Here is a 16,634-nt window from a genome sequence, read left to right on the forward strand (position 1 = left end):
GACCCGGACGGCGCCCCGAGGGCGGCGCCCTGCCCGTCCGGCGCGAAGCCGGACGGGGCAAGCCATCGGTCAGCGACCTGGCGGTGCGCGTGGTGTGGGCCCTGGTTGGTTGCCTACATCATCGCGCTCCCCCAGCTACTGCCTCAGAATCAGAGGCTGTAGTACATGTCGAATTCGACCGGGTGCGTGGTCATGCGCAGACGGTTCACATCGCCCATCTTCAGGTCGATGTAGGCGTTGAGCATGTCGTTGCTGAAGACGCCGCCGCGGGTCAGGAACTCGCGGTCGCTGTCCAGGGCTTCCAGCGCTTGTTCCAGCGAGGAGCACACGGTCGGGATCTTGGCGTCTTCTTCCGGCGGCAGGTCGTACAGATTCTTGTCGGCGGGATCGCCGGGGTGAATCTTGTTCTGCACGCCGTCCAGGCCGGCCATCATCAGGGCCGAGAAGGCCAGGTACGGGTTGGCCAGGGGGTCCGGGAAACGCGCTTCGACGCGGCGACCCTTCGGGTTGCCGACGTACGGAATGCGGATCGAGGCCGAACGGTTGCGGGCCGAGTAAGCCAGCTTGACCGGGGCTTCGTAGTGCGGAACCAGACGCTTGTACGAGTTGGTGCCCGGGTTGGTGATGGCGTTCAGGGCGCGGGCATGCTTGATGATGCCGCCGATGTAGTACAGCGCGAATTCCGACAGGCCGGCGTAGCCATTGCCCGCGAACAGGTTCTGGCCGTCCTTCCAGATGGATTGGTGCACGTGCATGCCGGAACCGTTGTCGCCAACGATGGGCTTGGGCATGAAGGTGGCGGTCTTGCCGTAGGCGTGGGCCACGTTGTGCACGACGTACTTGACGATCTGGGTCCAGTCGGCGCGTTGCACCAGGGTGCTGAACTTGGTGCCGATTTCCAGCTGGCCGGCGCCGGCGACTTCATGGTGGTGCACTTCGACCGGCACGCCCATCTGTTCCATCAGCAGGCACATTTCCGAACGCATGTCCTGGAACGAGTCGACCGGGGGCACGGGGAAGTAGCCGCCCTTCACGGCGGGACGGTGGCCGGTGTTGCCGCCTTCGAATTCCAGGCCGGTCGACCACGAGGCTTCTTCGGACTTGATCTTGACGAAGGTGCCCGACATGTCGGTGTTCCAGGTCACGCCGTCGAACACGAAGAATTCGGGTTCCGGACCGAAGTAGGCGGTGTCGCCCAGGCCCGAGGCCTTCAGGTAGGCTTCGGCGCGCTTGGCCAGCGAACGCGGGTCGCGGTCATAGCCCTTCAGGTCGGACGGTTCAACGACGTCGCACGACAGGATCAGCGTCGGCTCTTCGCGGAACGGATCCAGGTTGGCGGTCGACAGGTCGGGGATGAGCAGCATGTCGGAGGCTTCGATGCCCTTCCAGCCCGGAATCGACGAACCGTCGAAGGCCTGCCCGCTTTCCAGCTTGTCTTCGTCGATCGCGGTGGTGGGCACGGACACGTGGTGCTCACGGCCAACCGTATCGGTAAAGCGGAAATCCACGAATTTGACTTCGTTATCGGCGATCTGTTTCAGGACGTCTTTCGGGCTTGCCATGTCATCTCCATTAGATAAAAGGGTCGAGGGCTGTGCCGCTCTCGACTGGCATAAAAGAGGGAAGCAATAAGCGTGCCAGGTTCCACCCCCGGGATTGCCCGGGGGTTTGGCAGGTCAGGGAAAAATGTAGCACCGTTTTGGTGCAAAGCGTGGGGCATGAATGCCCCACTTTGGTGCTTCATCGCTACAGGAACATTTCCTGCAGGTCATTGAGGAAACGCCAGCCCAGGGGCGTGGCCCGCAGGCGGGTCGGATCGGCGTCCAGCAGGCCCCGTTTCGAGGCTGCCTCCAATTGGTGCGCAATGGCGGCCAGCGACAGGCCAGTGCGCTCGCTGAACATCGTGGTGGCCACGCCGTCCTTCAGGCGCAGCGCATTCAGCATGAATTCGAACGGCAGTTCGTCCGGCCCCACCTGGCGGTTTTCCGACAGGTGGCTGCCGTCGCGGGCCATGGCGGCCTGCATCCAGGATTCGGGGCTGCGCAGCCGCGCTTCGCGCACGATGCGGTCGTGGAACGACAGCTTGCCGTGCGCGCCCGGGCCCAGGCCCAGGTAGTCGCCGAATTCCCAGTAATTCATATTGTGGCGGCAGCGCGCGCCGGCCCGGGCGTAGGCCGACACCTCGTAGCGGGCCAGGCCGGCGGCGGCCAGTTCGGCCTCGACCGCGTCCTGCATCGCCGCGCTGGTGTCGTCGTCCGGCAGGTCTTCGGGCGGAAACTTGGCGAACACCGTATTGGGCTCCATCGTCAGGTGATAGAGCGACAGGTGTTCCGTGCCAAAGCCGATGGCCTGGCGCAGATCGGCCACACAGGCCTCCCGCGTCTGGCCCGGCAGGGCGAACATCATGTCCAGGTTGACGCGGCGCGCGGCGCGCTGGGCCATCTCGATGGCGGCGCGGGCCTGGGCCGCATCATGAATACGGCCCAGCTTCTTCAACTGGGCGTCGTCAAAGCTCTGGATGCCCAGTGAAAACCGGGTCACGCCGCTGGCCGCGTAATCGCGGAAGCGGCCGGCCTCGGCGGTGCCGGGGTTGGCTTCCATGGTGATCTCGGCGTCGGGCCACATGTTCAAACAGGCGCGCAGCATCGCCAGCAATTCGTCCAGGCCGGCGGCCGACAAGAGGCTGGGCGTGCCCCCGCCGATGAATACCGACACCACCTGGCGGCCCCAGATGGACGGCAGCGCCTGTTCCAGGTCGCTGCGCAGCGCATCCAGATAGGCGCGCTCGGGAATTTCGCCTGGCGCCGCGTGCGAATTGAAGTCGCAATACGGGCATTTGCGCACGCACCAGGGCACGTGCACATAGACCGACAAGGGCGGCAGGCTGGTCAGCGTGGCGCCGGCCGGGGTGACCAGGCGCGTACGCGCGGCGCCCGTGTCGGGGCGGATGGGGATGGTGATGGACATGCGGTGTTCCTGGGCGGGGCGCGCCCGCCTTGCATCAAGCCTGGCTGATCTTGCCCAGCAGTTCGCGCAGGGCGCGGGCGCGGTGGCTGATGGCGTTCTTTTCCTCGGGATCGAGCGAAGCGGCCGTCAGCCCCTGGTCGGGCAGGTAGAAATGCGGGTCGTAGCCGAATCCGTTGGCGCCTTCGGGCTGGTCGATGATTTCACCGTGCCACAGGCCTTCACCGATCAGGGGGCACGGGTCGTTTTCGCTGCGCACCAGGGCCAGCACCGCCACGTACCAGGCGCGGCGGTCGGTCACCGAGGCCAGCTTGGACACCAGCAGCGCGTTGTTGGCCTGGTCGGATTTTTCACCGCCATGCATCTTGGCGTAGCGGGCGGAATACACGCCCGGGGCGCCGTCCAGCGCGGCCACGCACAGGCCGGAATCGTCGGCCAGCGCGGGCAGGCCCGTCAGGCGGCTGGCATGGCGGGCCTTGGCCAGGGCGTTTTCGACAAAGGTGACGTGCGGCTCTTCGGCTTCGGGCACGCCCAGTTCGCCCTGCGGCACCAGTTCGATGCCCAGGGGCGCGAACAAGGCGGAAAACTCACGCAGCTTGCCAGCATTGTTGGAGGCCAGCACGACGCGGCGCAGGGAATCGGGAATGTGGGGGGATGTCATAGGGCCAAATTGTATAGGGCGCGGTCGCCAATACCGACCGCCTGTTACGTGTAACCGCAACAACACAGAAATATTCGATGGTCAATATCACTAATCTTGTCACTGATCGTATCTGAACGCTCCGGCGATGAACCCACCTCAAGCTATGCCACGGCCGCGCGCGGCCGGTGTACCCCCCGGCGTGCCCCCTATTCCCGGCGGCGCGGCGGCCGCCCCCGTCAGCCTGGCGGGCATTCTGCGCGAACGGCTGCTGCGCCCGCGCTTCCAACCCGTCATCGACCTGTCCCACAGCCGCATCTACGGCCATGAAAGCCTGATCCGCGGGCCGGTCGACACCGCCCTGCACTTTCCGGACGCCCTGTTCGCCGAAGCCCGCCGCCAGGGCCTGCACCCGCAACTGGAACTGGCCAGCTTCCGGGCCGGCGCCCAGGGCTTCAACCAGAACGAGGCGTCCGGCAAGCTGTTCCTGAACCTGTCGGGCTCGGCGCTGATCCACTACTGGACGCTGTGGGGCGACGAAATGCCGCTGCGCCTGCTCAAGGATTGCACGCTGGCGCCGTCCAGCATCATCGTCGAGCTGACCGAACAAGACCCGCTGTCCGAACACATGGCCACGCTGGGCAGCGCCTTTGCCTGCCTGCGTGAATACGGCATGCGCATCGCGCTGGACGACTACGGCGTGGGCAATTCGAACCTGCAGCTGTGGTCCGAAATGCAGCCCGACCTGGTCAAGATCGACCGCTATTTCTTCAACGGCATCGGCCACGACGACCGCAAGCAGAACATGGTGCGCGCCATATTGAAGGTGGCGCAATACCTGGGCACCGCCATCGTGGCCGAAGGCATCGAGACCGCCGAAGACCTGGCGGTGGTGCGCGACCTGGAAATCCGCTACGCCCAGGGCTGGCTGCTGGGCCGTCCCGACGAGGCCCTGCTCACCGAGCTGACCCCGCCCCTGCGCGACTCGCTGCGGGTGCGCACGCCGGCCCCGCTGTCGCAGCGCTCGGCCGGCGGCACCGCGGCCAGCCTGCGGGTGGAAGCCCCCGCCGCCCTCCTGACCAAACACACCAACGACGACGTGCACCGGCTCTTCATCGAACACAAGAGCCTGCACGCCGTGGCCGTGGTCGACGGCGAAAACCGCCCCGTCGGCATCATCAACCGGCGCGATTTTTCCGAGCACTACGCCCAGCGCTATACCCGGGAACTGTTCGGCCGCGACGCCTGCTCGACCTTCATGAACGCCGAGCCGGTGCTGGTGGACCTGGACGTGTCCATCGACCAGTTGAGCCACGTGCTGATCTCGGAAGACCAGCGCTACCTGATGGACGGCCTGATCATCACCCGCGACGGCCGCTACGACGGCCTGGCGACCGGCGAGACGCTGGTGCGCTCGGTGACGGAAATGCGCATCGAGGCGGCGCGCTACGCCAACCCGCTGACCTCGCTGCCCGGCAACATCCCCATCAGCCGGCACATCGCCACGCTGCTGGACGACGCCGCCGATTTCACCATCTGCTATGGCGACCTGAACAACTTCAAGCCGTTCAACGACGTCTATGGCTACTGGCGCGGCGACGACATGATCATGCTGACCGCCGACGTCATCAAGCGCCACTGCGACCCGCTGCGCGATTTCGTCGGCCACGTCGGCGGTGACGACTTCGTGGTGCTGCTGCGCAGCCCCGACTGGACCGACCGCATCCAGCGCATCATCGCCGAATTCAATGAGCGCGCCATCGACCTGTATGACGACCAGGGCCGCCGCAACGGCGGCATCGAAGCCGAAGACCGTTACGGCGTGCCGCGCTTCTTCCCGTTCGTGACGCTGGGGGTCGGCGCGCTGACCGTCACCCCTTCCCTATGCGAGCGCATCCGCCCGGAGGACATCGCGTCGGCCGCTGCCCATGTCAAGCACAAGGTCAAGCATGGGAACCTGTCGCTGGTGACCGAGCGCTACAGCGGCGCCGCCCTGCCGCAGCTCGACCGCTGATCCCTGCCCGGCGGCCTGCTGCGCCGCCTGGGCGATCTGGAACACCGACACCGCGCGCTGCAGGCCTTGCGCCTGCAATTCCAGCGCGGCGGCCGCGGCGGCGGTCTGCTCGACCATGGCCGCGTTCTCCTGGGTCGTGCGTTCGATATCCGCCACCGCATCATTGACCGACGCAATGCCGGCGGCCTGCTCGGCCGTGGCGCTGGAGATCTCGGCCACGATCTGGGTCACCTTGTCGACCGAGGCCAGCATGTCGCGCATGGTGTCGCCGGCCAGGTTCACCTGGCGCACGCCCGCCTGCACCCGCGATGCCGAATCCTCGATCAGGCCCTTGATTTCCTTGGCCGCCTGCGCGCTGCGCTGGGCCAAAGAGCGCACCTCGCCCGCCACCACCGCAAAGCCCTTGCCCTGCTCGCCGGCACGCGCGGCTTCCACCGCCGCGTTCAGCGCCAGGATGTTGGTCTGGAAGGCAATGCTGTCCACCACGCCGACGATCTCGCCGATGCGGCGCGCGCTGTCGGCGATGCCTTGCATGCTGGTCACGACCTCTTGCACCGCCTGCCCGCCGCGCTGGGCCAGCTGGGTGGCGCTGAGCGCCTGGCGGCTGGCCAGGTCGGCATTGCCTGCCGTCATCTGCACCGTATGCGCCAATTGTGTCATGTTGGCCGCCGCCTCCTGCAGCGAGCCGGCCTGGCGCGCCGTGCGGTCCGACATGTCGGCCCCGCCCGCGGCGATCTCGCCCGACCCCGTATGGATTTCCTCGACCCCGTGGCGCACCGAGGCCACCGCCGCCGACAGCCCCGTCTGCATGCGGCGCATGGCCGAATACAGCACGCCGATCTCGTTATCGCCATGCACCGCGATGTTGCCGGTCAGGTCGCCGTCGGCGATGCGGTCGAAATGCGCGCCCGCCTCGTTCAGCGGCCGCAGGATGCGGCGCCGGAACGCCAGCCGGATCAGCACCGCCAGCACCAGCACGAAGGCCAGCACGGCCGCCGCCACCACCGTCACCCGCTGCATCGTCTGGCTGGCGCCGGCCACGGCGGCCTGCCCCTGCTCGCGGGCATAGGCCTGGTAGGCGTCCGCCTGCTTCACATAGGCGGCGCCCGTCACCGGCAGCACCTTGTCCACCAACCGGTTCACCTCGATGCCGTTCCAGCCCTTGATGGCCTTGAACATCGGCGCCAGCGTCTGGTCGGCAAACGCCGCGTTGGCCGCCAGCGCCTGGTCGAACAAGGGCGCGCCCTGCACGCTGGTGTCCGCATTGGCGCGCAGCCGCGCCAGGCTGGCCGCCGCCTGCTTGAGCAGCGCGTCGGCGTGGGTCAGCGACTGGTCGCGGGCTTCTTCCAGCCCGCCTTCCATGGCCGTCTTGGCATCCGTCAGCGCGGCGCGCGCCTGGAACAGGCGGCTGGTCATGTCCGACAGGTCGCTGGCGCGCTCGATGCTGCCGCGGCCCAACGCCTCGATATCGGCCCGGTTCTCGCGCAGCACGGCGATCCCGGCCGCCGCCGCCAGCGCGAACAGCGCCACAAACACCGCGAGAATCGCCGAAACCGCCGTCGTCACCCTGAGATTTTTCCGCATATCCGTCCGTCTGTTGCATCGCCACATAGGCGTAACGGGCCGATTATGGGGATGCAGTTTGGCAATTTCTTGACACATCCCCGGCCCCGCATGACAAACGCCGGTCACACAAATGCGCTTTTGCGAACAGAAACCCCGTATTAATGAATGGTGAATTGGCAGGCGCGGCCCCTTGCGGCACATTCGATGCTGTACCGATTCATTCATAGCCCCCTACGACTCATGCCCGACGCCTCCCACGCCTACCAGGACATCCGCGAAGCCGTGCGCGACCTCTGCGCGCAATTTCCCGCTGAATATTTCCGCAAAGTCGACGAAGAACGCGGCTACCCCGACGCCTTCGTCCGCGCGCTCACCGAGGCCGGCTGGCTGGCCGCCCTGATCCCCCAGGAATACGGCGGTTCCGGCCTGGGCCTGACCGAAGCTTCGGTCATCATGGAAGAAATCAACCGCAGCGGCGGCAATTCGGGCGCCTGCCACGGCCAGATGTACAACATGGGCACCCTGCTGCGCCACGGCTCCGAGGCGCAAAAGCGCGAATACCTGCCGCGCATCGCCGCCGGCGAGCTGCGCCTGCAATCCATGGGCGTCACCGAGCCCACCACCGGCACCGACACCACCAAGATCAAGACCACCGCCGTGCGCCGCGGCGACCGCTACGTCATCAACGGCCAGAAGGTCTGGATCTCGCGGGTGCAGCATTCCGACCTGATGATCCTGTTGGCGCGCACCACGCCGCTGGACCAGGTCACGCGCAAGTCCGAAGGCATGTCCATCTTCCTGGTCGACCTGCACGAGGCCGTCAAGCACGGCATGTCGATCCGCCCCATTCCCAACATGGTCAACCACGAGACCAACGAACTCTTCTTCGACAACCTCGAAATTCCGGCCGACAACCTCATCGGCGAAGAAGGCAAGGGCTTCAAGTACATCCTGGACGGCCTGAACGCCGAACGCACCCTGATCGCCGCCGAATGCATCGGCGACGGCTACTGGTTCGTGGACAAGGTCACCGCCTACGCCAAAGAGCGCATGGTGTTCGGCCGCCCCATCGGCCAGAACCAGGGCGTGCAGTTCCCCATCGCCCGGGCCCACATCAACGTCGAAGCGGCCAGCCTGATGCGCTACGAGGCCTGCCGCCTGTTCGACGCCCACGAGCCCTGCGGCGCCCAGGCCAACATGGCCAAGCTGCTGGCGGCCGACGCGTCCTGGGAAGCCGCCAACGCCTGCCTGCAGTTCCATGGCGGCTTCGGCTTTGCCACCGAGTACGACGTCGAACGCAAATTCCGCGAAACCCGGCTGTACCAGGTCGCGCCGATCTCGACCAACCTGATCCTGTCCTACGTCGCCGAACACATCCTGGGCTTGCCCCGTTCCTTCTGACCATGACCGCCGACACCCGCTCCCTCAGCGCCGAACTCGCCGCCTTCGCGGCCAACCTGCGCTTCGAAGACATTCCCGCCCCGGTGCTGCGCCGGGCCGAAGACCTGCTGCTGGACTGCCTGGCCTCGATCCTGGCCGGCGCGTCGGCTCGCCCCGTGTTGGCCATGGACCGCTACGCCGCCGCCATGGGGCCGGCCGACGGCCCCAGCGAGATCCTGATCAACCGGCGCCGCACCTCGCCCGTGTTCGCCGCCATGGTCAACGCCGCGGCCGCTCACGTGGTCGAGCAGGACGACGTGCATAATGGCTCGGTGTTCCACCCGGCCGCCGTGGTGTTCCCGCCTGCGCTGGCCGTTGCCCAGGCGCTGGGCAGCTCGGGCCGCGACCTGCTGGTGGCCGCCGTCGCCGGCTACGAAGTCGGCATCCGCGTCGGCGAATTCCTGGGCCGTTCCCACTACAAGATCTTTCACACCACCGGCACCGCCGGCACCCTGGCCGCCGCGGTCACGACCGGCCGCCTGCTGGGCCTGTCGCCCGAGGCCATGCTGCACGCGCTGGGCTCGGCCGGCACCCAGGCCGCCGGCCTGTGGGAATTCCTGCGCGACGCGGCCGATTCCAAGCAACTGCACACCGCCCGTGCCGCCGCCAACGGCATCGCCGCCGCCTACCTGGCCCGCGAAGGCTTCACCGGCGCCCGCCACATCCTGGAAGGCCCGCAGGGCATGGCCGCCGGCATGTCCCGCGACGCCGACCCCACGCGCCTGACCGACCGCCTGGGCACGCGCTGGGCCCTGGGGGAAACCTCGTTCAAGTTCCACGCCTCGTGCCGCCACACGCATCCGGCAGCCGACGCCCTGCAACAGGTGCTGCGCGACAACCACCTTGCCGAAGACGCCATCGACCGCGTGGTCGCGCACGTCCACCAGGGTGCGATCGACGTGCTGGGGCCGGTGGTCGACCCCCGCACAGTGCATCAATCCAAGTTTTCAATGGGAACGGTGCTGGGCCTCATTGCCCGCAAGGGCCGCGCCGGCCTGCCGGAATTCGATGCCGCGCTGGACGATCCGGCGGTCGCCGCCTTCCGCGCCCGCGTCACGATGGAACTGGACCCCGAGGTCGACGCCGCCTACCCGCAGCGCTGGATCGGCAAGGTCACCGTCCACACCCGCGACGGCCGCACCCTGCACGGCCGCGTCGACGAACCCAAGGGCGATCCGGGCAATACCCTGTCGCGCGATGAAATCGAGGCCAAGACACTCAGCCTGGGCCGTTACGCCGATGCCGCGACCGACGCGGAACTGCGCGGCCTGATCGGCGCGATCTGGAATCTGGAAAAAGCGGAACGGATCGGCGCGCTGCTGCCGTAACCGCCATCCTGGCGTGGCCCCCTGCCGCGATGGCGTCGCACGGGGCCCGAACCCGCCCGTTATGCAACGGGATGGCCGCCCACCCGGGCGCCATCCCGCTTCGTGCTTCAGCCGCCCAGCGCCGCGCGCTGCTCGCGCACCAGCCCGGCGATGCCGCCTTCGGCCAGCGCCAGCATGGCGTCCAGCTCGGCGCGCGTGAACGTGGCGCCTTCGCCCGTGCCCTGCACTTCCACGAACGCGCCGCTGCCCGTCATGATGACGTTCACGTCGGCGTCGCAGGCCGAGTCTTCCTGGTAGTCCAGGTCCAGCACCGCGCGGCCATCCACCAGGCCCACCGACACGGCGGCGACGGCGTCGCGGATCGGGTTCACGGCCAGGTCGCCACGCTGCATCAGCAGCGCCACGGCATCGGCCGCCGCCACCCACGCGCCCGTGATGCTGGCGCAGCGCGTGCCGCCGTCGGCCTGCAACACGTCGCAATCCAGGTGCAGCGTGCGCTCGCCCAGCGCGCGCATGTCGAACACCGCGCGCAGGCTGCGCCCGATCAGGCGCTGGATTTCCTGGGTGCGGCCGCTTTGCTTGCCGCGCGCGGCTTCACGATCGCCGCGCGTGTGCGTAGCGCGCGGCAGCATGCCGTATTCGGCGGTGACCCAGCCTTCGCCCTTGCCCTTCAGGAAAGGCGGCACCTTTTCCAGCACGCTGGCCGTGCACAGCACGTGGGTGTTGCCGGCCTTGACCAACACCGAGCCCTCGGCATAGCGCGTGAAACCGCGCTCCAGGCTGAACGGCCGCAGTTCGTCGACGGCGCGGCCCGACGGGCGGGCGATGGCAGGGGCAGTGGTCATGGGCAAGACTCCAGTCAGATTCGATTGGCGGCATTGTACGGGTAGCGTGTCACCGCAGGCCCCGCGGCCCCAGCGGCGTGCGCGTTTGGAGTATCCTGCCGCGATATACGGGCTGCATATACCCGCCCCCGCCTTGGTGGGCCGGCGGAACCGGCGCGGCCCGGCCCCAAAACAGCAAAAGGAAACCCACACCATGATCCGCAGCATGACCGCCTTCGGCAACGCCCGGGCAGACCTGGAACAAGGCACGCTGGCGCTGGAACTGCGCAGCGTCAACAGCCGCTTCCTGGACCTTTATTTCCGCCTGCCCGACGAGCTGCGCCACGTCGAGACACCGCTGCGCGAACTGCTGACCGCCCAACTGGCACGCGGCAAGGTCGAGATCCGGGTGTCCTACACGCGCAACGTCAGCACCGACCTGTCCAAGCTCGAACCGGCCTGGCTCGAGACCCTGGCCGAACAGCTGCAAGCCGCACGCCGCGTGCTGCCCGACATCGCCGCGCCGCGCCTGGTCGAGCTGTTCAACTGGCCCGGCCAGCGCACCAACGACGCGCTGGACCCGCAAGTCTGGGGCGCCGCCTGCCTGCAGGCCGCCCAGGAAGCCCTGACCCAGCTGCAGGACGGCCGCGCCCGCGAAGGCGAGCGCCTGGCCGGCATGATGCGCGAATGCGCCGACGGCGTCGCGAACATCGTCGAACTGGTCCAGAACCACCTGCCCCAATTGCTGGCCGACCACCGCGACAAGCTCGCGTCCAAGCTGCGCGAAAGCGTCGAATCCGCCTTTCCCGGCGGCTTCACCCACATCACGGGCGCCGAACTGTCCGAACGCCTTTCCCAGGAAGCCAACCTGTTCGCCCTGCGCATCGACGTCGCCGAAGAACTGTCGCGCCTGCGCTCGCACCTGGAAGAACTGCGCCACCTGCTCACCGACGGCGGCGGCAAGGCCACGGGCAAGAAGAACGCCGGCAGCGCCGGCAAGCGCCTGGACTTCCTGTTCCAGGAAATGAACCGCGAAGCCAATACGTTGGGTTCCAAGGCCGGCAGCATGGAAGTCACCCGCGCCGCCATGGACCTGAAGCTGCTGATCGAACAGATGCGCGAGCAGGCGCAGAACATCGAATAGCACACCTCGTTGTGTGATAAGGTGACGCCGCGGCTATGGGAATCCTTCCTTCTAACCTGAACACCTAGGGTTCCCGCTTTCCGCATTGCGCCTGCCTTCGGCAGGCGTTTTCACGTGGACATGCATCATGAACCCGATCTATCTGCGCCGCCGTCACCGGCTCTTGCTGGGCAAGCCCCCTGCGCCTGGCAGCGGGGCCGATTCGTCTTCCCTCCCCGTGACCGCCGTCGAACTGGCCGCCATCCAGGCGCAGGCCGAGGAGCTGGGCTATCTGCTGTCGGACGCGGTGTTGGCCCGCCTGCAGGCGTGGCCCTTGCCGTCCGTGACGCTGTTCGGACGCCAACTGTTGAAGGTGCTGCGCCAAATGACGGGCGCGCACCGCCAGTACCGCCCGCTCTACCCGGATTTTCCGAAACAGGTGCAGGACCTGAGCGATGCGCAGCGCTATCTGGATGCCATCACGCACTACGTGACCCTGCGCCGGATGCCCGGCGACGGCTCCGACCGCCCGCCGCTGTTCCATGGGCGCGAGCCGCAGATCATTGAATTGGGCGAGGCCGCCGAATGCGAAGCCATCTTCACCCAGTTGGCCGCGTCGGCAACCTCGCTGTCCGAGACGGATCGCAATGACCTGGCGTGGTACGTGAAGCAATATCGTGCGGACATCTTCCGTTTGATGCCGGCGAAGATTCCGTTCAAGGAGACGCTTGCGCTGGTCTGCGGCCACCTCATCCGGCACGTGCCGGGCCCCGCCACGGACGCCTTTCTGCATGACCGGCTGGACACCGCCACCGACGTGCTCCGCGTCGCGGTGGCCCTGGCGGACGGCGATGTGTCGCTTGCGCTTCCCACGCGCTTTGCCTCCCTTGCCCGCGCCCGGCGCAAGCAGTTGCTGGCGCTTGTAGAACGTCACCCCAACGCAGCACAGGACATGCCGCGCTGGAAAGAGCGCTGGAAGCGCCTGGGCGAAGTGCTGCACCCCGGCGAATACGCCGACCGCTTCCCGGCTACGGCCGCCGCCTTTGCCCAGCTGCGCAGCGGCCGCCCCCCGGCCACCTTCAACAGCGCGATCGAAGCCTTGCTGGCCGCCGGTCAGACGGAGGACGCCGCCCAGCGCCTGGCCAGCCGTCCGGGCGAATTCGCGCGCCGGCTGGACCATCTGCTGCGTACCGCGGCAGACCCGCAGTCGATACTGCAGGGCTTTGCCCGTGTCGTCGACCAGGTGCCGACTCCGCTGCTGCTGCAGCTGCATACCCACGCGACGCACCGCGACGCGCCGGCCTCGCTACGCTCGTTCTACCCCAAGGGCGAAGTGGCCAAGGTATTTGCGACGGCGGACGCCCGCGCGCCGCTGCCCGACGGATCGGCCGCAGCCCTTGGCGACCTGTGCCAGGCCACGCTACTCAAGCGGTTTGCCACGCTGGCGCCGTTGGGCGACTGCTATCTGGACCCGGCGCTGCGCGATCACGTGGTGCCCTTGGCTCAACGCGCCGCGTCGCGCAGCCTGCGCACGCTGGCACGTGGCAGCAGCCTGCCCTTGCCCGACGCTGACTTCGTCAGAATGTTCCTTTGGTGGAAGAACGGCAGGGGCCGCGCCGACGTCGACCTGTCTGCCGCCATGTTCGGCCCCAATTTCGACTTCATCGACGCGCTGACCTACTACCGCCTGCAAAGCTACGGCGGCTATCACAGCGGCGATATCGTCGACGCGCCGCAGGGTGCGGCTGAATTCATCGACCTGGACCTGGAACGTTTGCGCGGCCGCGGCGTACGCTTCGTCGTCATGGTGCTCAACAGTTTCACAGGCCAGCCGTATTGCGACCTGCCCGAGTGCTTCGCCGGATGGATGGCCCGCCATGACGCAAATTCGGGCGAACCCTTCGAACCGCGCACGGTCATGGATCGGGTCGACTTGGCGTCCAATACGATGATCAGCCTGCCGCTGGCGCTGGACCTGCACGCCGGGCGCATCCGTTGGATGGATGTGGCGCTGCGCGAACAGCCCCGGCTGAACAATGTGGCCAACAATCTGTCCGGCGTGTCGCTGATGCTGCGCTCGTTGATGACGCGCCCCCAACCCGACCTGCATACGCTATTCACGCTGCATGCCCAGGCGCGCGGCCGGATCGTGGACGACGCGCAGGCAGCGCGAACTGTCTTTGGCGTGGACGGGGGCATCACCCCTTTCGACATCGACCGTATCCGCGCGGAATTCCTCGTATAGCGCGCCCGCGCCTGGTCAGCGCGGCGCCGGTTCCCCGCGCAAGGCCGAATCCAGGTATGCGCTGCGCGCCCTGGCGTCCGGGAAGGTCATGTCCTTGTAGCTCACGAAGCGCGAACCCTTGGCCAGCCGGTAGCCCAGCCAGATCAACAGGAACAGCGGAATGCCGATGTACGTGGCGGCGACGCCACCCCAGTCGATGCGCTGCTCCAGGAAAGCCTGGTAGTTCTGGCCCAGCGTGATGATCAGGCACAACGCGAACGCGAAGATCGGGCCGAACGGGAAGAACGGCGACACATAAGGCAGATCGGCCAAGTTGCGGCCCTGCTTGACGTAGCCGCGGCGGAACCGGTAGTGGCTGATGGCAATGCCCAGCCAGGCAATGAAGCCCGTCATGCCCGAGGTATTGAGCAGCCAGATATAGACGGCCTTGGGGCTGAACACGAACGTGAAAAAGCACAGCGCCGCCACCACCGTCGTGGCCACCAGCGCCCACAGCGGCACGCCCGAGCGCGACACGCGGCCGAACACGGCCGGCGCCTTGCCGTCGCGCGCCAGGCTGTAGAGCATGCGGGTCGCCGCGTACATGCCGGAATTGCCGGCCGACAGCACCGAGGTCAGCACCACCGCGTTCATGATCGAGGCCGCGGCCAAGAGACCGGCGCGCTCGAAGATCAGGGCGAACGGGCTGACGCTGATGTCGGTGACTTCATTGCGCAGCAGGTGCGGATCGGTATAGGGAATCAGCAGGCCGATCACCAGGATCGCCGCCACGTAGAACAGCAGAATGCGCCAGAACACCTGGCGCACGGCGCGCGGCAGGTTCTTGGCGGGGTCTTTCGATTCACCGGCGGCAATGCCGATGAGTTCGGTGCCCTGGAACGAAAAACCCACCACCATGGCCACGCCGATCAGCGCCGCGAAACCGCCTGCGAAAGGCGCGTCGCCCACCGTCCAGTTGGCCACGCCGCCCGTTTCGCCGCCCCGGATGATGCCCAGCAACATCATCACGCCCATCGCCACGAAGGCCAGTACCGCCACCACCTTGATCAGGGCGAACCAGAATTCGGCTTCACCGAAGCCGCGCGCCGACAAGGCATTCAGGCCGAAGGTGATCGCCAGGAACAGCGCGCTCCAGTACACCCCGGGCACGTCCGGAAACCAGTACGCCATCACCAGCTGCGCGGCCACCAGGTCCACCGCCACGGTGACGGCCCAGTTGTACCAGTAGTTCCAACCCAGCGCGAAACCGAAGCCCTCTTCCACGTAGCGCGCGCCGTAGGTCGAGAACGACCCCGACACCGGCATGCTGGCGGCCAGTTCACCCAGGCTGGTCATCAGGAAATAGACCATCACGCCGATCAGCACGTAGCCCAGCAGCGCGCCGCCGGGGCCGGCTTGCGCGATGGTTGCGCCCGAGGCCACGAACAGGCCGGTGCCGATGGAGCCGCCCACCGCGATCATCGTCAGGTGGCGCGACGACAAGGTGCGGCGCAGTTCGGACGGCGCGGGTGTCGCCGCCTTGCCGCCGCTCGGGCGCGAGTCGTGTTCCGATAATGCCAAAGTCGAGTTCCTTCAGTGGGAAAATGCCCCACCGGCCGGGTGGCGGGGGCCCGGGGTTTTCCCGGCAACGGCGGAGCATAGCGCAACTGCCCCCGGTCGGCGAAATCCCCAGGGAAATGTCACTGCAGAAGTTCATTGCACCTGAGATCTGGTTCAATGATGTTCACGGGCCGCCCGGGGCGGCTGCGGTGTTCTCCGGCCTGTTATTTACTTGCCTGGCGCGTCGCCACCGATCTTCCTGGCCGTCAGCGTCACGGTGAAAAACTCGTTACGCTTGTCGGCCGAAACAGTATCCAACTGATTATTTCCATAATCAGAATGTTGCCCATTCCTGAATCGAGGGTAATACCCTTTCCAGAAATAGCGCACCTGTGTACCGCCCGCGAGCACTGTTTTGGCAGGCAGCTCGGCGACGAATCGCGTATCGGCGATGTCCCCCCGCGCGCGCAAAGCGACGCGGGCGGATGTCAATACCCAATGGCATACCTCGCGTCCGTAATAGTCCTCATCGAGCAGCATGTCGGCATACACGGTGCCCACGTACTCGGTGGCGGACAGACGGGAAAGGCGGAACGGTTCGTGGCTGGACAATGACGGCACGTGGCCGGACAGGGCGTTGGATTTTCCACAGCGGGCGCCATTGCTGGCGTCGAACTGTGCCGTGCCCTCTACCACCGCAAACGACGAGTTGCCGTCGGCTGCGCTTGAGAGATCGGATGCATTGGCAAGGGTGAGCCGTATCTCATAGGCCTGCGTCGGAGCGGGGTTCAGCTTGCGCAGCGGCGGCTTTCGCGCGTTGGAATCAGATCCGCACCCGGCGGCGACCAGAACGACCAGCGTCGGCAATGCCCAACGCAAGGCCGGCGACGAGAGATAGCGAATGGCGCGCGACAATGTCGATGTTTCCTATGCTAACTATTGTTGACTCAA

General features: G+C 66.9%; 11 protein-coding genes and 1 pseudogene. 5 read left to right on the forward strand and 7 right to left on the reverse strand.

Going from position 1 to position 16,634, the window contains the following annotated elements; genetic code table 11:
* Positions 1-149: 149 nt before the first annotated feature.
* From glnA to rdgB, 3 genes are all read right to left on the reverse strand, one after another.
* Positions 150-1,562 (reverse strand): type I glutamate--ammonia ligase, encoded by a 1,413-nt coding sequence (gene glnA, locus ACUDP5_RS14840; protein WP_025136498.1) that lies wholly within the window; start codon positions 1,560-1,562, stop codon positions 150-152.
* A gap of 184 nt (positions 1,563-1,746) precedes the next feature.
* Positions 1,747-2,967 carry a radical SAM family heme chaperone HemW gene (gene hemW / locus ACUDP5_RS14845; RefSeq protein ID WP_445656431.1) on the reverse strand — a complete coding sequence of 407 codons (1,221 nt, stop codon included), beginning with the start codon at positions 2,965-2,967 and terminating at the stop codon, positions 1,747-1,749.
* Between the two features lie 34 nt (positions 2,968-3,001).
* A complete protein-coding gene (gene rdgB / locus ACUDP5_RS14850; RefSeq protein WP_263915116.1) occupies positions 3,002-3,625 on the reverse strand; it encodes an RdgB/HAM1 family non-canonical purine NTP pyrophosphatase in 624 nt (207 codons plus the stop codon).
* A 127-nt stretch (positions 3,626-3,752) separates the two neighbouring features.
* On the opposite strand from rdgB, the gene ACUDP5_RS14855 reads away from it, so the two are divergent.
* The gene (locus tag ACUDP5_RS14855; RefSeq protein WP_445656432.1) at positions 3,753-5,618 is read left to right on the forward strand and encodes an EAL domain-containing protein; all 1,866 of its coding nucleotides are present in this window, start codon (positions 3,753-3,755) and stop codon (positions 5,616-5,618) included.
* A 195-nt stretch (positions 5,619-5,813) separates the two neighbouring features.
* On the opposite strand, the pseudogene ACUDP5_RS14860 reads toward ACUDP5_RS14855, so the two are convergent.
* A pseudogene (locus tag ACUDP5_RS14860) lies at positions 5,814-7,409 on the reverse strand (methyl-accepting chemotaxis protein); the annotation flags it as partial.
* A 15-nt stretch (positions 7,410-7,424) separates the two neighbouring features.
* Here ACUDP5_RS14860 and ACUDP5_RS14865 point away from each other — a divergent pair.
* Together ACUDP5_RS14865 and ACUDP5_RS14870 are read left to right on the forward strand one after the other, a co-directional pair.
* Positions 7,425-8,585, forward strand: a complete 1,161-nt coding sequence (locus ACUDP5_RS14865; RefSeq protein ID WP_263915118.1) for an acyl-CoA/acyl-ACP dehydrogenase — start codon at positions 7,425-7,427, stop codon at positions 8,583-8,585.
* A gap of 2 nt (positions 8,586-8,587) precedes the next feature.
* Positions 8,588-9,952, forward strand: coding sequence for an MmgE/PrpD family protein (locus ACUDP5_RS14870; RefSeq protein ID WP_445656433.1), 1,365 nt, complete (start codon positions 8,588-8,590; stop codon positions 9,950-9,952).
* A 107-nt stretch (positions 9,953-10,059) separates the two neighbouring features.
* Here the strand turns inward: ACUDP5_RS14870 and rph are convergent, their stop codons facing one another.
* On the reverse strand, positions 10,060-10,797 hold the full coding sequence (gene rph, locus ACUDP5_RS14875; RefSeq protein WP_025136491.1) for a ribonuclease PH: 738 nt from the start codon (positions 10,795-10,797) through the stop codon (positions 10,060-10,062).
* A 193-nt stretch (positions 10,798-10,990) separates the two neighbouring features.
* Here rph and ACUDP5_RS14880 point away from each other — a divergent pair, with 193 nt between their 5' ends.
* Together ACUDP5_RS14880 and ACUDP5_RS14885 are read left to right on the forward strand one after the other, a co-directional pair.
* On the forward strand, positions 10,991-11,920 hold the full coding sequence (locus tag ACUDP5_RS14880; RefSeq protein ID WP_263915121.1) for a YicC/YloC family endoribonuclease: 930 nt from the start codon (positions 10,991-10,993) through the stop codon (positions 11,918-11,920).
* Between the two features lie 127 nt (positions 11,921-12,047).
* A complete protein-coding gene (locus ACUDP5_RS14885; protein WP_445656434.1) occupies positions 12,048-14,144 on the forward strand; it encodes a TerD family protein in 2,097 nt (698 codons plus the stop codon).
* Between the two features lie 15 nt (positions 14,145-14,159).
* On the opposite strand, the gene ACUDP5_RS14890 is transcribed toward ACUDP5_RS14885, so the two are convergent.
* Complete coding sequence (locus ACUDP5_RS14890) at positions 14,160-15,704, reverse strand: amino acid permease (RefSeq protein WP_263915123.1); 1,545 nt, start codon at positions 15,702-15,704, stop codon at positions 14,160-14,162.
* A gap of 207 nt (positions 15,705-15,911) precedes the next feature.
* Positions 15,912-16,598: a hypothetical protein gene (locus ACUDP5_RS14895; RefSeq protein WP_445656435.1), complete on the reverse strand. Its 687-nt coding sequence runs from the start codon at positions 16,596-16,598 to the stop codon at positions 15,912-15,914.
* Positions 16,599-16,634: the final 36 nt, after the last annotated feature.

Source organism: Achromobacter sp. NCFB-sbj8-Ac1-l, from assembly GCF_052695805.1.

Coding starts and splice junctions, on each gene's coding strand:
- ACUDP5_RS14865 (WP_263915118.1), top strand. CDS start 7,425: ATGCCCGACGCCTCCCACGCCTACCAGGACATCCGCGAAGCCGTGCGC.
- ACUDP5_RS14855 (WP_445656432.1), top strand. CDS start 3,753: ATGAACCCACCTCAAGCTATGCCACGGCCGCGCGCGGCCGGTGTACCC.
- rph (WP_025136491.1), bottom strand. CDS start 10,797: ATGACCACTGCCCCTGCCATCGCCCGCCCGTCGGGCCGCGCCGTCGAC.
- ACUDP5_RS14885 (WP_445656434.1), top strand. CDS start 12,048: ATGAACCCGATCTATCTGCGCCGCCGTCACCGGCTCTTGCTGGGCAAG.
- glnA (WP_025136498.1), bottom strand. CDS start 1,562: ATGGCAAGCCCGAAAGACGTCCTGAAACAGATCGCCGATAACGAAGTC.
- ACUDP5_RS14870 (WP_445656433.1), top strand. CDS start 8,588: ATGACCGCCGACACCCGCTCCCTCAGCGCCGAACTCGCCGCCTTCGCG.
- ACUDP5_RS14880 (WP_263915121.1), top strand. CDS start 10,991: ATGATCCGCAGCATGACCGCCTTCGGCAACGCCCGGGCAGACCTGGAA.
- rdgB (WP_263915116.1), bottom strand. CDS start 3,625: ATGACATCCCCCCACATTCCCGATTCCCTGCGCCGCGTCGTGCTGGCC.
- hemW (WP_445656431.1), bottom strand. CDS start 2,967: ATGTCCATCACCATCCCCATCCGCCCCGACACGGGCGCCGCGCGTACG.